The 22,882-nt window shown below is 59.0% G+C and carries 19 protein-coding genes; 9 read left to right on the forward strand and 10 right to left on the reverse strand.

The genetic code is table 11. From position 1 onward, the window contains the following. Nucleotides 1-64: 64 nt before the first annotated feature. Genes fruA through fruB form a run of 3 tightly spaced genes read right to left on the reverse strand, consistent with a single transcriptional unit; the run spans nucleotide 65 to nucleotide 3,875 of the window. A complete protein-coding gene (gene fruA, locus OKC31_RS09915) occupies nucleotides 65-1,789 on the reverse strand; it encodes a PTS fructose transporter subunit IIBC (RefSeq protein WP_270656841.1) in 1,725 nt (574 codons plus the stop codon). Further along, entirely contained in the window at nucleotides 1,786-2,775 is a 990-nt protein-coding gene (pfkB, locus tag OKC31_RS09920; protein WP_270656843.1) for a 1-phosphofructokinase, read from the reverse strand. The genes fruA and pfkB overlap by 4 nt, the downstream gene beginning before the upstream one ends. Beyond that, nucleotides 2,775-3,875 (reverse strand): fused PTS fructose transporter subunit IIA/HPr protein, encoded by a 1,101-nt coding sequence (gene fruB, locus OKC31_RS09925; RefSeq protein WP_270656845.1) that lies wholly within the window; start codon nucleotides 3,873-3,875, stop codon nucleotides 2,775-2,777. The genes pfkB and fruB overlap by 1 nt, the downstream gene beginning before the upstream one ends. A 296-nt stretch (nucleotides 3,876-4,171) precedes the next feature. On the opposite strand from fruB, the gene cra reads away from it, so the two are divergent. The 5 genes from cra to OKC31_RS09950 all read left to right on the forward strand — a co-directional run bounded on the left by cra (nucleotide 4,172) and on the right by OKC31_RS09950 (nucleotide 9,091). Next, nucleotides 4,172-5,158, forward strand: a complete 987-nt coding sequence (cra, locus tag OKC31_RS09930) for a catabolite repressor/activator (protein WP_021230150.1) — start codon at nucleotides 4,172-4,174, stop codon at nucleotides 5,156-5,158. A 557-nt stretch (nucleotides 5,159-5,715) separates the two neighbouring features. Further along, complete coding sequence (locus OKC31_RS09935) at nucleotides 5,716-6,909, forward strand: aromatic amino acid transport family protein (RefSeq protein WP_270656846.1); 1,194 nt, start codon at nucleotides 5,716-5,718, stop codon at nucleotides 6,907-6,909. Nucleotides 6,910-7,162: 253 nt separating this feature from the next. Next, entirely contained in the window at nucleotides 7,163-7,720 is a 558-nt protein-coding gene (locus OKC31_RS09940) for a hypothetical protein (RefSeq protein ID WP_270656847.1), read from the forward strand. Between the two features lie 218 nt (nucleotides 7,721-7,938). Then, the gene (locus OKC31_RS09945) at nucleotides 7,939-8,325 is read left to right on the forward strand and encodes an MAPEG family protein (protein WP_270656848.1); all 387 of its coding nucleotides are present in this window, start codon (nucleotides 7,939-7,941) and stop codon (nucleotides 8,323-8,325) included. Between the two features lie 328 nt (nucleotides 8,326-8,653). Continuing rightward, nucleotides 8,654-9,091, forward strand: coding sequence for a hypothetical protein (locus OKC31_RS09950; RefSeq protein WP_270656850.1), 438 nt, complete (start codon nucleotides 8,654-8,656; stop codon nucleotides 9,089-9,091). A 118-nt stretch (nucleotides 9,092-9,209) separates the two neighbouring features. Here the strand turns inward: OKC31_RS09950 and OKC31_RS09955 are convergent, their stop codons facing one another. After that, nucleotides 9,210-10,610, reverse strand: a complete 1,401-nt coding sequence (locus OKC31_RS09955; RefSeq protein ID WP_005333194.1) for a DEAD/DEAH box helicase — start codon at nucleotides 10,608-10,610, stop codon at nucleotides 9,210-9,212. 348 nt (nucleotides 10,611-10,958) lie between these two features. Between OKC31_RS09955 and OKC31_RS09960 the strand changes: the two genes are divergently transcribed. Continuing rightward, on the forward strand, nucleotides 10,959-11,789 hold the full coding sequence (locus OKC31_RS09960) for a substrate-binding periplasmic protein (RefSeq protein ID WP_270656851.1): 831 nt from the start codon (nucleotides 10,959-10,961) through the stop codon (nucleotides 11,787-11,789). A gap of 111 nt (nucleotides 11,790-11,900) precedes the next feature. Here the strand turns inward: OKC31_RS09960 and aroC are convergent, their stop codons facing one another. Together aroC and prmB are read right to left on the reverse strand one after the other, a co-directional pair. Further along, nucleotides 11,901-12,989, reverse strand: a complete 1,089-nt coding sequence (aroC, locus tag OKC31_RS09965; protein ID WP_047440279.1) for a chorismate synthase — start codon at nucleotides 12,987-12,989, stop codon at nucleotides 11,901-11,903. Nucleotides 12,990-13,001: 12 nt separating this feature from the next. Further along, nucleotides 13,002-13,937, reverse strand: coding sequence for a 50S ribosomal protein L3 N(5)-glutamine methyltransferase (prmB, locus tag OKC31_RS09970; RefSeq protein ID WP_005360393.1), 936 nt, complete (start codon nucleotides 13,935-13,937; stop codon nucleotides 13,002-13,004). A gap of 82 nt (nucleotides 13,938-14,019) precedes the next feature. Between prmB and smrB the strand changes: the two genes are divergently transcribed. Both smrB and OKC31_RS09980 read left to right on the forward strand, forming a co-directional pair. Beyond that, nucleotides 14,020-14,544, forward strand: coding sequence for an endonuclease SmrB (smrB, locus tag OKC31_RS09975; RefSeq protein WP_005333198.1), 525 nt, complete (start codon nucleotides 14,020-14,022; stop codon nucleotides 14,542-14,544). Between the two features lie 57 nt (nucleotides 14,545-14,601). Continuing rightward, nucleotides 14,602-15,897, forward strand: a complete 1,296-nt coding sequence (locus OKC31_RS09980) for a sensor domain-containing diguanylate cyclase (protein ID WP_270656852.1) — start codon at nucleotides 14,602-14,604, stop codon at nucleotides 15,895-15,897. A gap of 132 nt (nucleotides 15,898-16,029) precedes the next feature. Here the strand turns inward: OKC31_RS09980 and OKC31_RS09985 are convergent, their stop codons facing one another. From OKC31_RS09985 to OKC31_RS09995, 3 genes are all read right to left on the reverse strand, one after another. Continuing rightward, nucleotides 16,030-16,638 carry a histidine phosphatase family protein gene (locus OKC31_RS09985; protein WP_270656853.1) on the reverse strand — a complete coding sequence of 203 codons (609 nt, stop codon included), beginning with the start codon at nucleotides 16,636-16,638 and terminating at the stop codon, nucleotides 16,030-16,032. A 577-nt stretch (nucleotides 16,639-17,215) separates the two neighbouring features. Then, nucleotides 17,216-18,679: a chitinase gene (locus OKC31_RS09990; protein WP_270656854.1), complete on the reverse strand. Its 1,464-nt coding sequence runs from the start codon at nucleotides 18,677-18,679 to the stop codon at nucleotides 17,216-17,218. Nucleotides 18,680-18,987: 308 nt separating this feature from the next. Continuing rightward, nucleotides 18,988-20,208 (reverse strand): methyltransferase, encoded by a 1,221-nt coding sequence (locus OKC31_RS09995; protein WP_270656856.1) that lies wholly within the window; start codon nucleotides 20,206-20,208, stop codon nucleotides 18,988-18,990. Nucleotides 20,209-20,392: 184 nt separating this feature from the next. On the opposite strand from OKC31_RS09995, the gene OKC31_RS10000 reads away from it, so the two are divergent. Then, nucleotides 20,393-20,971, forward strand: a complete 579-nt coding sequence (locus tag OKC31_RS10000; RefSeq protein ID WP_005333203.1) for a PhnA domain-containing protein — start codon at nucleotides 20,393-20,395, stop codon at nucleotides 20,969-20,971. A gap of 205 nt (nucleotides 20,972-21,176) precedes the next feature. Here the strand turns inward: OKC31_RS10000 and OKC31_RS10005 are convergent, their stop codons facing one another. Continuing rightward, complete coding sequence (locus OKC31_RS10005) at nucleotides 21,177-22,703, reverse strand: fumarate hydratase (RefSeq protein WP_005351759.1); 1,527 nt, start codon at nucleotides 22,701-22,703, stop codon at nucleotides 21,177-21,179. Nucleotides 22,704-22,882: the final 179 nt, after the last annotated feature.

Below are 22,882 nucleotides of genomic sequence, written 5' to 3' on the forward strand. Positions count from 1 at the left end.
AAAACGCCGCCCGGCTTTGCAACCGGGCGGCGTTGAACTGCTTGCTTTGAAAGTGGAATGACTATCAGGCTGTTGCCAGCTTGGCCTGCTCTTCACTGCGCTTGAGCATGGCGTAGGAGACACCGGTCAGCAGTGACCCTGCTGCAATCGCCACGATATACATCATGACGTTGCTGATAGCGTGCGGGATAAAGAGCACAAACAGACCACCGTGGGGTGCCATCAGCTCACAGCCGAACAGCATGGAGAGCGCACCGGTCAGGGCGCCGCCAACCATACAGGCTGGGATAACGCGCATCGGATCCTTGGCGGCAAACGGTATGGCCCCCTCGGAGATAAAGCACAGGCCCAGCACGAAGGAGGCTTTGCCCGCTTCCTGCTCCGCCTTGATGAACTTGGTACGGGCCAGGAAGGTGGCGATCCCCATCCCCAGTGCCGGCACCATGCCGGCGGCCATCACCGCAGCCATCGGGGCATAGGTTTTGGAAGCCAGCAGGCCTACCCCGAAGGCGTAAGCCGCCTTGTTGACCGGGCCGCCCATGTCGAAGCACATCATGGCCCCGATGATGACACCCAGCAGCACGGCGTTGGCAGAGCCCATGTTGTTGAGGAACTCTGTCATGGCATTCATGATGCCAGCCACCGGACCACCGACGACGTAGATCATCACCAGACCGGTAAAGAGGCTGGCAAAGAGCGGAATGATCAGGATCGGCTTGAGCGCTTCCAGGGTGGTCGGCAGGCGTACCTTGTCGCTCAGGTACTTGGCGCTATAACCAGCCAGGAAACCGGCCACGATGCCGCCAAGGAAACCGGCGCCCAGCGAGCTTGCCAGCATACCGCCGATCATGCCGGGGGCGAGACCCGGGCGGTCAGCGATGGAGTAGGCAATGTAGCCGGCCAGCACCGGGATCATCAGGGCAAAGGCGGAGCCACCACCGATCTTCATCAGAGCGGCGGCCAGAGTGCCTTCCACCTTGAACGCTTCGATACCGAACACAAACGAGAGCGCGATAATAAGGCCGCCCGCCACCACCATGGGCAGCATGAAGGATACACCGGTCAACAGGTGCTTGTAGGGGCCGGCTTTTTCCTCTTTCTTGGGCAGGCTGGCACCGCTGTGGCGATAGAGTGTCGCCTCGTTCCACGCCTTGTCCAGCTCGGCACGGGTTTTCTTGAGCGCCGCGCCAGTGCTGGTGCGATAGACCGGCTTGCCATCGAAACGGGCCATGTCCACCTCGATATCGGTGGCGAGGAATACCAGATCGGCAGCGGCAATCTCCTCGGCGGTCAGGGCATTCTGGGCACCGACCGAGCCTTGGGTCTCAACGCGGATCTGATAACCCAGCTGTTTGGCCATGGTCTCCAGCGCTTCTGCCGACATAAAGGTGTGGGCCACCCCGGTCGGGCACGCAGTCACCGCCACGATGCGCTTGCCAGCGGCGGCGGGTTTGGCAGCAGCAGGCACGGCTTGATGGCGATAGAGGCTGGCACCGCTGGTGGCGGCTTCCAGCAAGGCGGCCGGATCCTGCAGGGCAAGATCCATGCTCCCCTGATAGACCCGCTTGCCATCATAGACCGCAAGATCCACCGGAGCACTGGCAACAACCAGCACCAGGTCGGCGGCGGCAATCTGCTCCTTGCTCGGCACCTGGCGGGGTTGCACGCTAGAGCCGACATCGAGGGTGAGCTCCCAGCCAGCCAGTTTGGCCTGCTGTTCTATCCGTTTGGCAGCGAGAAAGCTGGTGGCTATGCCCGCCGGGCAAGCCGTAACCAGAATTGCTTTCATTGGGCATCTCCTGAGTTTTCCATTGAGGGGGTATGGCATTGAACCGGTGCCAGCTCATCCAGAGGCTGTACGCGCACCTGTTCAAGTAAGGGGTTGAGCACATTTATATCGTTAAAACCGACCGCCACCTGACTGACCGCCAGAGCCGAGACGGCGGTAGCCAGCCGCAGGGTCTGCTCCGGCGCCCAGCCAAGGCTCAGACCATGGGCGAGACCTGCCACCAGAGAATCGCCAGCACCCACGGTACTGACCACCTGCATCCGCGGCGGAATGGCTTGCCAAACGGCATCCGGGGCAAACCAGATCAGGCCATCGGCGCCGTTGGAGATCACCACGTGGGGGATGCCGCTTGCCTGCAGCGCGCGGGCACACTCGGCCTGCTCGCTCAGGGTCTTGATGGGGCGATCCGCCCACTGGCTCAGCTCCTCCAGATTGGGTTTGACCAGAGTCGGCGCCGCCTTGATCCCTTCGCTTAAGGCCGCGCCGCTGCAATCGAAGATCACCTGCTTGCCCTTGGCCTTGAGCAGGCGGATCAGATGGGCACAGTAATCGGGGGCCACCCCTTTGGGCAGGCTGCCCGCCAGCACGAACCACTCTGCATGCGGAGCCAACTCGTCGATGGCCTGCTCCAGCGCGCTCACTTCCCCTTGCTGGATGGTGAGCCCCGGCAGATTAAGATCGGTGACCCGACCGGATAGCTCGGAGATCTTGACGTTGATGCGGGTGCTGCCCGCGACACGGACAAAGTGATCATCCAGCGCGCGCTCGGCAAACAGGGAGACAAAACTCTGTTCATTGTCAGCGCCCAGCCAACCGGTGACGCCCACGTCGCGGCCCAGATCCTTGAGCACCATGGCAACGTTGATCCCCTTGCCTGCCGCGCGCAGGTTGGCCTCGCTCACCAGATTGACCTCGCCAAGGCTCATCGCCTCAAGACGGGTGGTGAGATCAAGGGCGGGGTTGAGGGTAATGGTGACAATCTTCATCAATGCGCCCCCTCGCCGAGACCAGCGGCAATGGCCTCACCGATCCCCTTGAGAGCCGCTTCGGCATCTGCACCTTCGGCGCGAAATGCCAGACGGTGACCGCACTTGACCCCAAGGCCGATCACCTTCATCAGGCTCTTGGCGGAGACTGCCTCGCCGCTACCATCCAGATTGGCAACCCGGATATCTGATTCAAACTCTTTGGCCACCTTGACCAGCATGGCGCCCGGACGGGCGTGCAGGCCGTGAGGGTTGATGATGGTGAAGGTTTCACTAAGACCGCTCGCTGGCCCTGCCTGCAACATGGCAAGCCCTTCGCCACCCGCCAGCATTGCCAGCTGACCAGCGGCCGCCAGCATTGCCAGATTCTCCAGTTGCGGCAGATGGCCGCTATCTGCGGCGCACAGCAGTAGCATGGCGCTGACCGGCAGATCCCCTGCGCGAAGTTCGCTGCTGGGCGTTGCCAGCACCCAGCCAGTCTGGGCCGCTTGCGCCCGGGCCAGCCAGACGCCCTCGCCCAGATAGGCGGGATCGCTTGCCAGCAGGGCGCTCACCATGGCGGCATCGCCCCAGCCCGCCGATTTGGCGCGGGCGGCTGCTCCCAGCAGCAGTTGGTCGCGATCATCGGCCGGGAAGTCAGCCAGGGTCAGGTATTGCACCTCTTTGGCGGCAGTGGAGCCAGTCAGGATGTTGATGATAGTGTCGGCATCGGTGGCCTCTTTGAGCTGGGCTGCCGCCTGCTCGTCACCCAGCACATGGGTGAGCTGGCGCAAAATGCCCAGATGCTCGTCTGACTTGGCGGCGATGCCGATGGCGACATAGGCGATCTGCCCCTCATCCCACTCGATACCATTGGGGAACTGGGCCACCATGACGCCGGTGCTCTTCACCAGATGACGGGTATCGGTGGTGCCGTGGGGAATGGCGATGCCGCTGCCAAGATAGGTGGCATGCTGCGCTTCCCGAGCCAGCATCCCATCCACATAGCCCGCTTCCACCAGACCGGCTTCGGTCAGTTTGCCTGCCAGCAGGGCAATGGCGTCCGACTTGGTTGCCACCGACTGTCCCAGCAAGATCTGCTCTCGCGCCAACTTCAACATAGAGACTCTCCATCAGGTTCCGGCCGCGCCGGTACGTCACAATTGAACATTAGGGTAACTCGCCAGCTGACAATAGACCCGAACACGGTTGACTGTGATCGGAGCCTGATTTTCAGGCCACTGGGTCTCTTCGTTGCTGACAGGCTGAATCGTTTCACTTACACTCAGACTGAATCGTTTCAGCGAATTGATCAAGTACCCACAAAGAGTGCTTTTCAATGATATGATCCCGCGCACACTTTTCGGTGCCCTCACCCGGCAGTGACCGTGGGCCTTGCAACTCAAACAGAGCCAATATGATGAAACTGGATGAAATCGCCGCCCTCGCCGGTGTCTCGCGCACCACGGCAAGCTATGTGATCAATGGCAAGGCCGATCAATACCGCATCAGTCAGGCCACCCGCGACAAGGTGATGGCCGTTGTCACCGCCCATAACTATCAGCCGGACAGCCGCGCCGCCTCCCTGCGCGGCGGCCAAACCAAGACCCTCGGCTTTATCCTGCCCGACCTTGAGAACGCCAGTTACGCCAAACTGGCCAAACGGCTGGAACAGGGGGCCCGGGCACAGGGATATCAGCTGCTCATCGTCTGCTCGGAAGATGAGCCCGCCACAGAAAAAGAGCTGGCCCAGATGCTGGTGAGCCGCCATGTGGACGCCCTGCTGGTGGCCAGTTGCCTGCCGCCGGACGACCCCTTCTACGGTAAATTGCAGGCGCAAGGCAGCCAGATCCTCGCCATCGACCGGGCGATGGCCGCCGACAAGTTTGTCACCGTCGCCAGTGAAAACGAGAAGGCGAGCTTTGATCTCACCAGCTCCCTGCTCACCCCGACTCTGCGCCATATCGCCTTGATCACCGCGCTGCCGGCACTCACGATCAGTCAGGAGCGCAAAGCCGGTTTCGAGCAGGCGGTCGCCAGTCACAGCGCGGCTCGCCACCTGTGCGAGGGGGATCACTTCTCTCGCCTTGAGGGGTATCGCCTGATCAAAGATCTGCACCAGCAGCTGGGTCAACTGCCCGAAGCGCTAATCACTACCTCCTATATCCTGATGGAGGGGGTACTCGACTACCTGTTGGAGCAAGAGATCGATATGAGCCAGCTCGCCATGGCTACCTTCGGGGACGATCGGCTGCTCGACTTCCTCCCCTTTGGCATCAACTCCCTGCCCCAGCAGCACGACGCGCTGGCGAGTCAGGCGCTGGAGCTAGCGCTCAAGGCGGTGAACGGCGACTACCAGAGCGGGCTGCACTATGTGAGCCGCACCCTCAAGCGCCGTCGCTAACCTGACCGCTGCAGACCCGATTTGCTGTCAATGGGTGGGTAAAGCGAACAGATGACAATAAGGCTGCCAGCATCGGCAGCCTTATTGTTTTCCCCCACAACCCTACCCGCCCGCTTTGCTTTCTCTACCGTCTGGCCGACTAAACAACTGGCCTCCACACTCCTTCACCCCACAACTAAACGCCAACGCCACGACAAGGCACTCCCCCATCCGTGCAGCAACCACTTGGCTGACCTGTATCAATGAGCCCCTGCCAGTCATTTTTTGGTGCTTTTTTCTTCAATTAGCTACCGCTGTCATCATTTATTTCCACTTATTGCCACAAGCCAGCACAAGATCCGTATAAAAGGGGTTGTTTCCGCTATTTTGATCCGCTAACTTGGCAACCATCTTTTACAACTGACAGGTTTTAGGTACAGATGTTCCCGTTCCGATATTGCTAGCCTCCGGCCCTATCACCGGAGGCACCTTCTGATAACGCCAATTAGCCCCCTCTTGTTGACGTCACTGCTGGCGTCGCCTGTTTGCACTGACACCGCTACGTTCGGATGGATAACATGAATACCAAAACCCTGGGTTGTACCCTGTTGATTGCCGGCACCACCATAGGTGCCGGCATGCTGGCCCTGCCGCTGGCCTCCTCGTCCCTCGGCGGCCCCGCCACCCTGATGTTGATGGTCGGCCTCTGGGCCCTGATGGCCTTCACCGCCATGCTGCAAGTAGAGGCAAGCCTCAACACCGGCAAGTGGTACCTGCACCAGCTGGCGGATCATCTGCTCGGCCCCTGGGGCAAGCGCATCGCCTCCTTCTGTATCCTGATGCTGTTCTACTCGCTGGCCTCCGCCTACATCAGCGGCGGCAGCAGCCTGCTGGCACAGGCGCTGGCCGATGCGGGCATGACCCTCAGCCAGGAGCAGGCCGCCTGGGCCTTTACCCTGCTGTTTGGCGGCATGGTCTGTGTCGGCACCCGCTCGGTGGATTACCTCAACCGGCTGATGTTCACTGTCAAACTGGTGATCATGGTGGTGGTGCTGGCGTTGCTGCTGCCCCGCACCGAAGGACAGCATCTGCTCTCGATGCCGCTGGGTCAGGGCCTGTTACTGGCGGGCCTGCCGGTGATCTTCACCTCATTCGGCTTTCACGGCTCCATTCCAAGCGTGATGCTCTACCTTGGTGACTGCCCCAAGCAGTTGCGCCGAGTCTTTGTCTGGGGCTCAGCCCTGCCGCTGATCCTCTACGTGCTGTGGCAGGTGGCGATCCTAGGTCTGCTCGGCCAGCAAGCCCTGCTGCAAACCGGCGGGGCGCTCGATAGCCTGCTGGCCAACGTCGGCAAGCTGGTGAGCTGGCCTGCGTTTAATCAGGAGATGCACCTGTTTGCCGATCTGGCGCTCGCCACCTCCTTCCTCGGGGTAACGCTGGGGCTGTTCGACTTTATGGCCAAGGTGACCCGCCGCAAGGACAACTGGCAGGGCCGCACCCAGACTGGCCTTATCACCTTTGTGCCGCCATTGCTGTTTGCCCTCTACTTCCCGCAGGGCTTTATCATGGCCCTCGGCTACGCCGCCATCGCGCTGGCGATCCTCGCGGTACTGCTGCCGGTGGCGCTGGTATGGAAGAGCCGCAAACAGGCGCCTGCCCACCACTACCGTGCCCCGGGTGGCGTAGTGGCGCTGGGAGTAGCCGCCGCCATGGGCATACTGATTGTTGGCGTCCAGATCAGCGTCAGCCTTGGAATGCTGCCAGCGCTGTAATCCCAGATACTGAATGCCCCAAATAGCCAAGCCCCGCCAATTAACTTGACGGGGCTTTTTGTTGGAAAAGAAATCAAGTTGGATACAGGCATCCGCCATTAATTAAGAGTGCGACCCTTACCAAACAAACACCCAAACCTTCAGCTATATACCGACCTTTTTACTACCCAACCCTGAATAATCAGTTCAAAAACCGTTCATGCCCCTTCGCAACACTGCCCGCTCGTTTATCGCTATCAGGAGTCTTAAAACAATGATGTTGCACCTCAAGAAGAGCACCCTTGCCCTCGTCCTGCTTGCCGCCAGCGGCGCACTTAGTGCCGCCGAAATCGCCAACAACAATATTACCGAGGCGGAGATCAAGGCCGCGCAGGATGGTTGGGGCGCGGCGCTTATCAAGATCAGCGATGACTATCGCGTCGGTGGGATTGAGCGCGCCAAGGCGACTGCCGAGTCGGTGCTCGACAGCGCTTATGGCTACCAGCAGGGGCCGGTGCTGTTCAAGCCGACCCTTGCCGGTGGCGAGCAGACCTTTCGCACCAACCGCGAGGGGGCGCTGGCCTACTTTGTCGGCAACAACAGCGCCTATCCGGCCGATAGCGGCTTTGCCCTGAAAAACTGGCAGAGCTATCGCTATGACAATGCCGCCGTCTATATCAACGGCGACATGGCGCTGACCATGGGCAAGGTGCATCTGGTGGATCGCGACAACAAGGAAACTACAGTCGACAAGACCTGGGGTTTCAAGAAGGGGGATGATGGCAAGGTGCGCATCGTGCTACACCACTCCTCCCTCCCTTACGAGGGGTAATGACGGGGCGCAGCCCACCATCAACACGGTCAAAATACAGCCCTGCCACCTCGGCAGGGCTGTTTGTTTTGCGCCTGCGCTTGGCAGATGGCAAGTGAATAGATGACGGTCGTGCTAAAGCAGTTTGCTGCTACCCTCAAGGCAAGCCATTGAGATGCCGAGCAATATCGCGTCTCAACACCAGCTACTCGATATCATCACACAAGGAGCCAGATACCATGACCATACTGCCTGTTTACGCGGCCCTGCTCGCCCTGCTGTTTGTGTTGCTGAGCATTCGAACCATTCGCACCCGCCATAGCCGCAAGGTGGCGCTGGGGCATGGGGATGACCCCGCCATGCTGCGGGCCATGCGGGTACACGCCAACTTTGCCGAGTATGTCCCCCTCGCCCTGCTGCTGATCTATTTCGTCGAAACCGGCAGCCATACCCCCTGGCTTATCCATCTGCTGGGGAGCGCCTTGCTGCTTGGCCGCCTCTGCCATGCATTTGGCATGAGCCGCACGCCGGAGAACTTCCGTTATCGGGTGGCGGGAATGGGGCTGACCTTCACAGTGATCCTGGTGAGCGCGACCCATATCCTGATCATGGCGCTGCTCCCCTGACCCGGCCGTCACGAATAACTGGCGAAGCGGTCTGGCAGCCATCCCAATCGGCTATTCTTCACTGCACAGATAGTCGCAACAGTGCTGCTTAAATAAGCCCGATTCAGGAGTGCGATATGAAGTGGATTGGCTGGTTACTGCTTGTCGGGCTGACTCCCGTTGCCCACGCAACCCCGCTGAAGCTGGCGGCAGCAGTCGAACACACTGCGATATTGCGCCCTTTTATTCATGACTGGTTTGGCCGAGCCGGCATCGACTTTCAGTTGATCCCCTGCACTTATGCCCGCTGCGAAAAGTTGATTGAGGCAGACCATGCGTCGATGGCGATATGGCCCGGATCAAGGGCTTTGATCAGACCTATCCCCACTTGCTGCAGATCGGTGCCCCCATCTCGGAGGCGGCGATTTATGGTCAGCCAAGGGATAACCCGAGCTGGCCCCCTGCCAAGGGTACCGTGATTGGCTGCCTGCGTGGCATCCAGTGGTGCGAGCGCTTCCTCGGCAACTATCAGGTCATCTGGTTGAACGATGAGAAGCAAGGGCTTGCCCAACTGCATCGAGGCAAAGTGGACTGGCTCATCAAAATGCGCCCCGCCTCTCAACCCGCACTGGCGTCCCCCTGGCAGAAGATCACCAAAGAGCAGGTCTTTCTCTATCTCGATAAAAAGCACCGGGCGGAAATTGCAGCCCTGCTCAAGGTACAGCTGGCGTTTATCAATAACGGCCGCTGGCTGGCGATGCAAAAGCAGTACCTCTCCGCCATCTAGCGCTGCTCTCGCAGCACCACACAGTGCCGATTGCATGGCTGAAAAAACAAAAAGCCCTGCCAGATTGGCAGGGCTTTTCAGTCAACCGCATAGCTGGGGAGTCAAGCTCCCGAGCCGCTTACTGGTTGTGGGTAGAGCGACGTGGACGACGGGCCTGAGCCGGTTTGCCAGCGCCATCAGCCGGACGCTGACCACCTTGCGGCTTGGGCTTGCCACCGTTACCGGTACGTGCACCACCCGCATTGCCATTGGAGGCGGAACGACCGGCACCTTGACGCTGGCCCTGACCTTGCGGACGCGGCGCACGGCGCTGCTCGCTCGGATCGCGGGGCTCTTTGCGCAGCGGCGCGCCGATACCACGGGCGATATTGTCCAGGGTCTCGCGGGAGGCTTCGAAACCGGCCACCTGCTCGCACGGAATGTTCTGCTTGGTCAGACGCTCGATAGCCTTGATAAGCTTGCCTTCATCGGCAGCCACCAGCGAGATGGCGTGACCGGCAGCACCGGCACGGCCGGTACGACCGATACGGTGCACGTAATCTTCCGCCACGTTGGGCAACTCGAAGTTGACCACTTGCGGCAGCTTGTCGATGTCCAGACCACGGGCGGCGATGTCGGTCGCCACCAGCACCTTGACGCTACCATCCTTGAAACCGGCCAGTGCGCGAGTACGGGCACCCTGGCTCTTGTTGCCGTGGATGGCGGCTGCGCTGACGCCGTTCTTGTCGAGGGTCTCGGCAACACGGTTGGCCATGTGCTTGGTACGGGTGAACACCAGTACCTGCTGCCAGTTGTTGCTGGTGACCAGATGACTCAGCAGCGCGATCTTGTTGGCCTTGTCGCACGGGTGCACCAGCTGCTCGATACGCTCGGCGGTGCTGTTGCGCGGGGCCACTTCGATCACCGCCGGGTTATCCAGCAGACCGGTGGCCAGTTCGCGGATCTCGTCGGCGAAGGTGGCGGAGAAGAGCAGGTTCTGGCGCTTCTTCGGCATCAGGGCCAGGATGCGGCGGATGTCGCGGATAAAACCCATGTCGAGCATGCGATCCGCTTCGTCCAGTACCAGGATCTCCACCTCGTCGAACTTGACGGCGTTCTGGTTATAGAGATCCATCAGGCGGCCGGGACAGGCCACCAGCACGTCCAGACCACGGCGAGTCGCCATCATCTGCGGATTGATGCTGACGCCGCCGAAGACAACATGGCTGCGCATCGGCAGGTGTTTGCCGTAGTTACGTACGCTCTCGCCCACCTGGGCGGCCAGCTCGCGAGTCGGGGTCAGCACCAGCGCACGAATGCGGTTCGGAGAAACCTTGCGCTTGCTCTCCATCAGACGTTGCAGCATCGGCAGGGTAAAGCCTGCGGTCTTGCCGGTCCCTGTTTGGGCCGCCGCCATCAGATCGCGACCAGCCAGAACGGCGGGGATCGCTTGCTGCTGAATGGGAGACGGGGTGTCGTAGCCTTGTTCGGCAACGGCACGCAACAAGGGTTCGGCCAGACCGAGGGAAGTAAAACTCATAATTACCTGCTAGAGATAGGGGCGCCGGGGATTTGTGGTGGGGCTCCTCTGCTGAGCCGATGCCATCTCACAAGATCTGGGCCTATTGAGAAAACAACGATTTCCCCGGGGAGCAGAGCAAAGGGGAAAGAATAGAGGCGCAGTCTAACGGAGTTGCCCGGGATAAACGAGAAAAATGTGATGCTCCTCCCAGCACGAACAGAAAATCCCCCTCCTGCCCCCCGAATAATCCCGTTGATTGATGTAGCACGCACCACACTATTAACTGGCAACACAATATCTGCCCTCGCAGGCCTGACTCGCGGGGCAAAAGCACGGGATAGAAGAACACAATAACGAGGTTTAGCTATGACCACGCCATATCGTCCCCGCGGCAGCTGGAAGGCAAGGATTGGCCTGCTGCTTCTGCTGCTAAGCCCTGCCCTGCATGCCAGTCAGACCCTGACCGTGGCCTGGAGTCACTGGCCCCCCTTCAGCCAAATCAACAACCGGGGTGAGCTGGATGGGCTGGATGTCAGCCTGACCCGCCAGATCCTCACCCAGGCGGGCTTTGCCCCCAAGTTTCGCGAGCTTCCCTGGGCGCGGGCACTGCATCTGGTAGAACACGATCAGCTGGATGTGGCGATGGCCGCCCTCCCTCTGCCGGAGCGCCAGAGCTATGCCCGCTTCTCGACCCCCTACCGCCAGAGTGCCTATGTGCTGCTGAGCAATGACCCTATCCCCGGCCATCAGGATCGCTGGGCACAGCTCGATAATCTGCCCGCGTTGTGCAACGAGAAAGGGCTCAAGATAGGCAAGTTGCGCGGCACCCGCCCCATGCATCAGATGGATAGCTGCCCGGCGCTTAAAATGGCGACCGAATACAACGCCGATGAGCGGATGATCGATCTGCTGCTGGCTCGCCGCCTCGATGGCATCATCATGGAGTGGCAATATGCCCGCTACCGGCTGGCCCAGCTGGGGGCCGAAGAGTTTATCAGCTGCCAGCTGTTGCTACACCACCAGCCGGTCAGCCTGATGTTTGCCAAAAACAGCGTGAGCGAAGAACAGATCCTCAAAGTCAACGAGGCCATTCATGCCTTGCCCAAACCCCACAACAAGTTCTCGCCCCCCAGGTGTCGCCTCAATGCCGATCCGGGCGCCGCGGATCTGCTGACCCGCACTCTCCGCAAGCATTGACGGGATAAGCCACCACCTGAAATTGCAAAGGCGCCCCGAAGGTCGCCTTTTTGGTATTGTCGAACTTGATCCCCAAACAGGGAGCGATCAGTCGATGCGCAGCAACTGCGATCAGCGTAGCTGTGGGGTATGGGTCAACACCCCCTGGTTCTGGGCGCGATGGCGCAGCAGATGATCCATCAACACCAGCGCCAGCATGGCTTCGGCGATGGGCACGGCGCGAATGCCGACACAAGGATCGTGACGACCCTTGGTGATCATCTCGATTGCCTCGCCTTCGGTATTGATGGTCTTGCCCGGCACAGTGATACTGGAAGTCGGTTTGAGCGCCATGCTTACCACGATATCCTGACCTGACGAGATCCCACCCAGAATGCCGCCCGCATGGTTGCTGGCAAAGCCCGCCGGGGTCATCTCGTCGCGATGCTCGGAACCTTTTTGCTCCACTACCGCAAAGCCGTCACCGATCTCCACCCCTTTCACCGCATTGATGCCCATCATGGCGTGGGCAATGTCGGCGTCGAGACGATCAAACACCGGCTCACCTAAGCCCACCGGCACATTGCTGGCAATGACCTGCACCTTGGCACCAATACTGTTGCCCTCTTTTTTCAGGTCACGCATATATTGATCGAGCTCTTCCAGCTTGCCCGCATCGGGGAAGAAGAAGGGATTCTGCTCAATCTGCGCCGCGTCAAACGCCTCAGCCTTGATGGGGCCGAGCTGGGAGAGAAAACCGGTGATCTCGATGCCATGCACCTGTTTCAGGTACTTCTTGGCGATCGCCCCCGCCGCTACCCGCATCGCGGTCTCGCGTGCCGAGGAGCGACCACCGCCGCGATAGTCCCGCTGACCATACTTCTGGTGGTAGGTGTAGTCAGCGTGACCCGGCCGGAACAGATCCTTGATGTCGGAGTAATCCTTGGAGCGCTGATCGGTATTCTCGATGAGCAGCCCGATGGAGGTGCCGGTGGTCTTGCCCTCGAACACCCCGGAGAGGATCTTCACCTCGTCCGGCTCACGGCGCGGCGTGGTGTAGCGGGAAGTGCCCGGCTTGCGCCGATCCAAGTCTCCCTGCAGATCCGCCTCGCAGATCTCCAGCCCCGGCGGGCAACCATCGACCACGGCGCCCAGCGCCAGGCCGTGGCTCTCGCCAAAGGTGGTGACCCGAAAGAGTTGACCAAAACTGTTCCCTGCCATGCGCGCTCCTGCTTAGTTCTTGTAGATGGCGAAATGATCCTGATACTGCACCAGCTCGTCACGGGTCATCACAAAGACGCCGTGACCGCCGTTTTCGAATTCGACCCAGGTAAAGGGGATCTCGGGGAACTGGGCTTCCAGATGGATCATGCTGTTGCCCACCTCCACCACCAGCACGCCGTTATCCTTGAGGAAATCTGCCGCATGAGCCAGCAGACGCTTGGTCAGCTTGAGACCATCGGAGCCGGACGCCAGCGCCAGCTCGGGCTCGTGACGGAACTCGTCTGGCAGATCCGACATATCTTCGGAGTCCACATAGGGCGGGTTGGAGACGATGAGATCGTACTTGTCGCCCGCCGGCAGATCGCGGAACAGATCGGAGCGGATCGGAATGACCTGCTGCTCCAGCCCGTGATCGTTGATATTGCGCTCGGCCACGTTCAGCGCATCGATGCTGATGTCGATGGCATCCACTTCCGCTTCAGGGAACTCGTGGGCCATGATGATGGCGATGCAACCTGAGCCGGTGCACAAGTCCATGATCCGGGTCGGTTCATGTTTGAGGAAGGGCGCGAAACGGTTGGCCACCATCTCCGCAATGGGGGAACGGGGAATGAGCACCCGCTCGTCCACGTAGAACTCCCAACCGGCATACCAGGCCTTGTTGGTCAGATAGGCGGCCGGTACCCGCTCCTGTACCCGGCGGATAATCAGCTCGGCGATACGGTGACGCTCGCTGCTGGTGAGACGGGAGTGGCGCATGGCCGGGTCTACATCCGGTGGCAGATGTAACGCGGGCAGTACCAGCTGCACAGCTTCATCCCAGGCGTTGTCGGTTCCATGACCGTAAAAAATCCCGGCGTCGTTGAAACGACTCATGGCCCAACGCAACATGTCCTGGATGGTGTGCATCTCGGCAACCACCTCATCGATAAATATCTTGTCCAAATCCACCTCCAAGTCGAGTAATATCCGGCCCGAGCCCCGTTTACGTTGCGGGCAAGACGCATACCTAATACATGAGCATCTGATGAAAAAAACGCCCTCACCGACAGACGAGGAAACCCTGCTGTTCCGCGATGCGATAAAAGGTACCCGGAAAATCAAGCAAGATACCATAAGGGCCGAGTTACGCCCGGTCAAGCAGAAACGCGAATTGCGCGAAACCCGCGAAAAGCTTGGGGTTGACCACTATTTCAGCGATGAGTATCAGCCCCATCTCGACGATGATGGGCCGACCCGTTACGTGCGGGAAGATGTGTCAAAATTTGAGCTGAAAAAGCTCAAGCGGGGCATTTATCCGCCGGAGATCTATCTCGATCTGCACGGCATGAACCAGCAGCAGGCAAAACAGGAGCTGGCGGCCCTGCTCACCCTCTGCCAAAAAGAAAACATTCACGTCGCCTCGGTGATGCACGGCATCGGCAAACATATTCTCAAGCAGCGCATTCCCAGCTGGCTGGCCCAGCACCCCAATGTGCGCGCCTTCCATCAGGCCCCCCGCGAATGGGGCGGCGACAGCGCCATTCTGGTGTTGCTGGATATCGAAGAGTAGTTAGCCAAACGACCACACTATACTGAATATCAATATGTTATTCGCCGTGGAGGTCGCATGTTTACACAGGGTTCCCATGCCGACATAAAGTCATCTCTCGACGCCATCGGCGCTGCCGTGGCGGTGTTCAGCCTCGACAAGGATGATCACTTTGTGCTGGTCTCTGCCAACGATACCTTTGCCAAGGCGTTCGAGCTGGATGTCCTTGGCAGCATTGGCAAACAGTTGAGCGAGATGTTTCCCCGCTACATCACCAATACCATCGAGCCGCCAATGCACGAATGTGTGCGCATGCAGACAGGGCTCGAGAGCGAGCTGCCTATCGACAGCCTCTCGCGTACCAGTTGGTGGCGCTTTATTCTCTCCCCAATCATCCCCGAGCAGGCACGGATCAACCGGATCATCGTGACCGCCATCGATATCACTGCCAAAAAGCAGCTGGAAGAGGCGCTCACCACCAGTCGCCGTCGCTTCGAAGCAGTGGTCAACTCCGCCTATGACGGCATCATCAGTGTCAGCAGCGAATCACGCATCGAGCTTATCAATACCGCCGCCTGCGAGATGTTCGGGATCGACGAAAGCTATCTCGGCAAGCGGCTGGAAACCCTGCTTCCCCAGCGTTTTCGCGCCAATCACGAAACCTATTTCAAAGCCTTCAGCAGCTCCCCCATCAATTCGCGCCCGATGCATGCCCGCGCCTCGGTGATGGGTCTGCGCCGCGACGGCAGCGAATTTCCGCTGGAGGTGACCATCGCCAAGATCAATCTGGGCCCGACCACCGAGATGACCGCCATCTTGCGGGATATCTCGGAGCGAGCCCGACTGGTGGAGGAGTTGAAGGTCGCCGCCACCACGGATCCCCTGACAGGCATTGCCAACCGGCGCCGCTTCAACGAGCTGGTCAACGCCGAGATGCAACGCTGCCAGCGTTTTGGCCATACCATGAGCCTGCTGCTGATCGATATCGACCACTTCAAGGAAGTCAACGATACCTTTGGCCATCAGCAGGGGGATTTGGCGATCCTGAGTCTGGTGAAACGGATCAGCAAACAGCTGCGGGAGGTGGACATGCTGGGTCGCTGGGGTGGCGAAGAGTTTATCGTGCTGCTGCCGGAAACCTCCCTCGAGCTCGCCTGGGCCAGCGCCGAGCGGATCAGGCTAGCCATCGAATCCCAGCACCATGCACTGGACGGGGCTCTTGAAATCTCCCTCACCATCAGTATCGGGATCAGCGCCAGCAAGGGCAGCCATGACACTGTAGAGAGGATGGTTAGACGAGCCGACACCGCCCTCTATTTGGCCAAGAAACAGGGGCGCAACTGCTGCCGCAAAGAGGAACCGGAGCCGACCTGATGGCGCACGCCCCTGCCCTCTGGTGACACTGCTAACCTTTGCCTGCAGAGATAACCAACCGCAACGAATACAAAAGACAGCGCTACTCTTTTCGGTAGCGCTGATTTTTTCGTTCTGCTTTTGGTGCACGTTTCAATCACCACCATCAAGGGGACGGCTAAAGCGCAGTGGGCCACCATCAGCCAGAGAGAGCCTCACTGACAGCATGCCGCCGTTGGGCAATTGCCACTCAAAGAAGTCATCAAATCCGGCAATCATTACGGCGCGGATCACCTTGGCGACCACGCCGTGCGCCACCAGTAGTATCCGCTCCCCTTGCATGCTCGAAGCAAGTTCCGTGAGTCCCTGTGAGACCCGGGCAATCACCTCATCAATGGTTTCACCACCGGGAGGAGCTTCAGCCCAGCGCCGGGTGATATTGCGCGCCCACAGTTCGGGATAGCGTGTTCTTGCCTCTACCTGCGTCAGCCCTTCAAACAGGCCGACATCCCGCTCACGAAAGGCAGGCACAAGCTCCACAGCCAATCCCAGCTGACGAGACAAGATGGCAGCGCTCTCCCTTGTTCGCAGCAGCGGGGACGCCAGCAGCCGATCGAACGGCGGCTGTGCCACAGCCACCTTCTCAGCCAGCCGGGATATCTGACGCATACCATCGTCATTGAGCCCGATATCCAGCGCGCCCTGATAACGCCCTTCCGCATTGGCCTGCGTCTCGCCATGGCGGATCACCACCAGTTCCATGGTGCACTCCTCTTTCCTGCTATCTGCTTAGTGATTAAACCGCATGCGACTTCCCATTCGGATAACGAGACGACAATCCCCATTCATCTGCGCACCTCAACAATTATTTTAAATCGAGCAAGATTACCTCGCTCCCAGTGAAAATAATCTGCTGAACTACGCACACTCATCCGTAAACAAATAGATACACATGACTTTTACATCCAATATGTTCATTTTTCTCTCTGTGAAATAAATGTCGCCAAGGTGATACTATCAATTGATAGATGGGAAGAATAAACACCCTCATCATAAATAAGACAAAGATGGCGTCATGGGTGCACTCTTCTAACCCATCGTTTAGCAAAACATCACACAACGTTTTTTGAATATTACTAAGCCCAGCCATCAATAAAGTTTGATATGGACCGTTTACGTCACTTTAATCTGGAAAGAAAAGTTGGCTGGGAAATATAGTTCCCCCTCCAGATTGATGGATCTTTTTTCAATCGCTGCCACATATTATCTCATACCATAAAAATATATAAAAAGGGGGCCAAGCCCCCTCTCCTTATCAATCAATGGATGGACTGTCTCTTTATTGGGTCGTCACCAACGCCCAGGGGCCACCTTTGGCGGGATCATCCCCTTGCGTCCACCATTTGGCCTGATAGACGGCTCCCTTGTAGCTCACCTTGCTGCCCGCGGTGTAGACCTTGGTCGCTTCCCAGGCCGGGTTGCCACCGATGGGAGGTTCGCTCGGATCGACCGGTGGTGGAGTCAGTTTGTCCACAACCCGCACTTTCGGCCAGTTGGCGTGGGAGCCGTAGAAGTTGGTCACGCACTTCTCGTAATCACCCGGCACCAGCGCAGAATAGGCGGTCTGAAAGCCCACCAGCTCGCACTCGAAGGAGTAACCGCCCGGGCGATCCGGATAGTATTTCCAGTTGCCATCCCAGTTGGTGTAGAGCACGTCGGTAGCGCCGTTAAGATTGAGGCTGCCATAGGGAGTCTGCTGCCAGCAGGTGTTCTTCTCATCCGCCTTTATCGGGATCTGGTAGTGGTTGGCCAGCCCTTCCCAGTAGCGGATGCGATTGACCGGCTGCCCCTTGTCCTTGTTCTGCTCGCCACACTCGATGCCGCCGTTGATGACGTTGATGGTGGTACCGAAGCCATAGCCGATACCGGCGTCAGCTTCCCGTTTGGAGGGTACCCAGGTACGATCAATCACGTGCAGCATGGCCGGTTTCGGGGCCTGCGGGGTGAGGAAAAACCAGATGGCAGAAGCGAGGTTAAGCCAGGAGTCCGCCACCAGACCCGGGTTGTTGAGCAGCACGGAGGCATCGCCATCAAACATCGCCTCGGAGAAGGCACCGTAGTTGAAGTGGTAAGAAAGCTGCTTGGCGCCGCGGCCGAAGTACCCCTGACCCGTGCTGCAGGGCCACTTCTTGTTCTGCCAGTCGTTCTGGCCGCAGCCTGTGGTATAGCCGGTCTGTCCCTCTGACCAGCCCATCTCCCGCACATGCACCAGCGCCTGTTGCCACTCCTCCAGCCCCAGCGGGTTATCGGAGACGTTCTCCTTGGCAATATGGCCACCGGTCTCCTGAGAGAAGTGGGCAAAGGCGGTCACGATGGATTTTTTACAGATCGCATCAGAATCACGCCCGTCAGTATACTCACCACAGAACGCAGGGAATTTACCGATGGCTCGCAAGAAGCGGACATAAGTATATTCCGGCGCTGCCATCTGGGTTAAATATTCCCATTCAGATTGGGGAAATACCCGTTCAACCCGTTTTACGTTGTCAGGATTGCTTGCCAAACCCGGTTCAATGGCATCAACGATTTTATTGGACCGGGTCGCCAATGCCTTGGCCCATATTGCATACATTGGATTAGCCGTCTTGGCTTTTTCCATGGCGGCCAGATCCGGGGCCGCAATCACATATCCTCCCGCATTTTGCGGATCGGGTTGAATATTCATGGCTGCACTCATTGCGGCATAGCTTGGCAATGCGCAGGCGGCAGCGATCAGCCAGGCACAACGCTTGGGTTTGAACATGTTTATCGTCCTTGTTTGAATTAATGCGTTCCAAGAGTAGGTGTTTCAACAACTAAATTCACGATGAGAATTAAGAAATAAGCAGAATTTGTGAGCCATTTCACCTTGTGATATTCAGTGCAGCTGAAACAAAGAAATTGAACCCAAATGAAAACGCCAGAGTGTGATCTGTCGCCCATTTTTAGAACAATTGAGACGGCCAGGTGACCTGCCATACGGTCATTGTTCGTGATGAAAAAAAATGGCTGACAGGCTCAACCTGTCAGCCATCATCAATGTTCAAGAGAAATGCTCGAAATCGCCGGATGTCAGGCACGCACGGCACGGATCAGGATATTGCGCGGGGTCATGGGTTTGGCACAGAACTCCCCCACCTCGACCCGATAGCCCTGCTCTTGCAAAAAGAGCGCGCGATCCAGCGCCAGCCAGATCTCGAGGGGACGGCGAAATAAATGACGTACCAGCTCCATGCGGACGACATCACCAAAGCGGCGCTCCCCGTGTTCCAACCAGGCGGGGTAGTCCAGCCCGGCGGGCAGCACAATTCCTTTGCGTTCAGCAGCCCAAACGCAGAATGCCTCGAAGGTGCCGGTCAGCAGGCTCTTTTGCATATTGGGCACCGGCAGATACTCATCCACACCGCGCACCTGACGCTGCAGGCAGTCAAAACCGAGCCGCCACACCACTTCCTGCTCGCGTAGGCGGGCGATCCGCGCACCGCCAGTGACCGTCTCCTGTAGCGGCAACTTGAGATCCGCCTTGCTCAACACCAGCTCGCTGGCGCTGGCCGCGGCTGACAGCGGGCGATAGTGGCTGGTACGGATCAGGTGGTAACAACAGGGAGAGATGGTCACGCCGCTGGCACTGCGCTCGGCCACCCGCTCCAGCAGATGGGTGTGCAGCTCGCCGCAGGCATGGAGTGCCATAGCGTGATGTTCGGGGGCGATCAGCGCCGCCGATTCGGGGGCAAAGGCATCGGCGCAGGTAAAGGTCATATTGGCGCCATCCCGCTCGGCCAGCAGCCGACCTTCGTCACAAAGCTGCCCTTGCAGCTCCAGACTGAGGATCGGAGCCTGTCGATGGAGCGATACAAGTCGCCCAAGATGCCCTTTGCCGGCACACCACTCCAGATAGGGGCCCTGATGGGCCGGCAAACATGCGGTGAACGACTCGATCTGGGCCTGCTTGCGCCCCGGCATATGCAGCGCCATCTCCTTGCTGCAGGTGATGGGCTCCGGGGTAAACGGGGCAAGCTGGCTGAGTTGCTGCAGCTCGGCTCCCTCGGCAATCCAGGGGACAAGCAGACTGCTGAGTGCATCCATATCCGCATCGAGCTCCGCCAACTGGGCAAGGGTCAGCCCATTGAGCAACGCCGCCAGCCCGGGCGCCTCATCAGCAAAGGCCATGGTCAGATGATGATATGGCTGATATTGCCACCAGCGTTGGTAGCGGGTGAGCAGTCGATCCAGTTGTTGAAAACGTTGAGCCAGCACGAATGCCCCTGCCTTGCAGTCAAAAAGGAGGCTCATTCTAGCGATCCCGCTTCAAATTGCACTCTCAATACCAAACGATCAGCGCCGCGCAACAGCACAGCCAACCTTGTGAGCCTGGGCAGACCTGACAAAGTGCGGGGTTTTATGCTATATTCCGCCCCCTCTTTCACGCGCCCCGCCCAACGCGGGTCGCTTTACCACTAGCTATGGGACCAACAACATGACCATCAACGCCATTCTTCAAGCGCGCGCGGGCGCCAAGTGTGAACTGTGCAGCGCCGAGCAGGCGCTGACCGCCTTCGTGGTGCCTCACTCCCCCGCCAGCGACGATGATCACAGCGTTGCTATCTGTGACACCTGCCGTGGTCAGTTGGAACAACCGGATACCCTGGTGGTGAACCACTGGCGTTGCCTGAGTGACAGCATGTGGAGCCAGGTGCCTGCGGTGCAGGTGATGGCATGGCGCCAGCTCAAAGCACTCTCCGGCAAGGGTGAAGTATGGGCTCAGGATCTGCTGGACATGATGTACATGGAAGACGAAGCCAAGGCTTGGGCTGAAGCTGGTATTGCTGACGAAGATGACGACAGCGTACCGACCGTTGACTCCAACGGCGCCGTGCTGCAAGAGGGCGACTCCGTTACCCTGATCAAGGATCTGGACGTGAAAGGCGCCGGTTTCACCGCCAAGCGCGGCACCCTGGTCAAGGGCATCCGTCTGACCAACAACCCGCTCCATATCGAAGGCAAGGTCAACGGCGTGCAGATCGTACTGGTTGCGGCCTACCTGAAAAAGGCCTAAAGCCAAGGGCGATTGCTCTGCTGTCTACTACCAGAGCACAAGCACAACGAAAAAGGATGGCGTCACGCCATCCTTTTTTTATACCTGCTTGCCGCAAACGGCCAACCTGAGCCCATAACAGGCCAGCCAAAGCAAAAAGGCGCATCCGGATGGACGCGCCTTCTTTACAGGGCCGATACCGTTAACCGGCAGCGGAAACGGTCACTCAGGAGGAGAGCTTGCCATCCAGCTCGGCAATCTTGGCAGACCAGTAGGCCGGACCGGTTTCGTGGATATTGTTGCCTTCGGAGTCGACCGCTACGGTCACCGGCATATCTTCCACTTCAAACTCGTAGATCGCTTCCATGCCGAGATCGGCAAAGGCCACCACGCGCGCCTTCTTGATAGCCTTGGCCACCAGATAGGCTGCGCCGCCCACCGCCATCAGATAGACAGCCTTGTGCTGCTTGATGCTCTCGACGGTTTTCGGGCCACGTTCGGACTTGCCGATCATGCCGATCAGGCCGGTTTCACCCAGCATCATGTCGGTGAACTTGTCCATCCGGGTGGAGGTGGTGGGGCCAGCCGGGCCAACTACTTCGTCACGCACCGCATCGACCGGGCCAACGTAATAGATGAAGCGGTTGGTGAAATCGACCCCTTCTGGCAGCCCTTCGCCATTTTTCAGCATGTCGGCGATACGCTTGTGGGCTGCGTCACGACCGGTGAGGATCTTGCCGGAGAGCAGCACGGTATCACCGCTCTTCCAGCTGGCCAGTTCGGCCTTGGTGATGCCATCTACGTTGACGCGGCGCACATTGCCACCCGCTTCACGGGTGATCTCCGGCCAGTCGCTCAGTTTCGGCGGGGTCAGCTCGGCGGGCCCTGAACCATCCAGCTCGAAGTGAACGTGGCGGGTCGCGGCGCAGTTGGGGATCATCACCACCGGCTTGGAGGCGGCATGAGTCGGCGCAGATTTCACCTTCACATCCAGCACGGTAGTCAGACCACCCAGACCTTGGGCACCGATCCCCAGCTTGTTGACCTTGTCGTAGAGCTCGACCCGCAGCTTCTCTTCGGTGGTTTGCGGGCCACGGGCGATCAGCTCCTGAATGTCGATGTGCTCCATCAGGGCCTCTTTGGCCAGCACCGCCGCTTTCTCGGCGGTACCGCCGATGCCGATGCCCAGCATGCCGGGCGGGCACCAGCCTGCGCCCATGGTCGGCACGGTTTTCAGCACCCACTCGACGATATCGTCAGAGGGGTTGAGCATCACCATCTTGGATTTGTTCTCGGAGCCGCCGCCTTTGGCCGCGATGCTCACTTCCACCTTGTTGCCGGGGATCATGTCGATATGGACCACGGCAGGGGCGTTATCTTTGGTATTCTTGCGACTGCCGGCCGGATCGGCCAGCACGGAGGCGCGCAGCGGGTTGTCAGGATTGGTGTAGGCACGACGGGTCCCTTCGTCCACCATCTCCTGCACTGTCATGTCGCTGTCCCACTGGACTTGCATGCCAATCTTGACGAAACAGGTCACGATGCCGGTGTCCTGGCAGAGCGGACGATGACCTTCGGCGGACATGCGGGAGTTGATCAGGATCTGGGCCAGCGCATCTTTGGCGGCCGGGTTGGCCTCACGGTCATACGCCGCTTTGGCAGCCTGAACAAAATCCAACGGGTGGTAATAGGAGATGTACTGGAGGGCATCTGCGATAGAATCGATGAAATCCTGTTTTTTTATAATGCTCATATCATCCTCACTGGTCCTTGTCTCTGCCACGGAGCAGGGCAAGGGCTTCCATATGATGGGCCGTGCTGACGTGCTGGCTAAAAACTATCAACCAGCAAAAAACGAACGACACGGCAGTTTTTTCTTAAGTCACCGACACCTATGATACGCTTGCCCACCAGCACCGACTAGGGTTCGGG

Source organism: Aeromonas sp. Y293-4 (assembly GCF_027705905.1).
GTDB lineage: Bacteria > Pseudomonadota > Gammaproteobacteria > Enterobacterales > Aeromonadaceae > Aeromonas > Aeromonas veronii.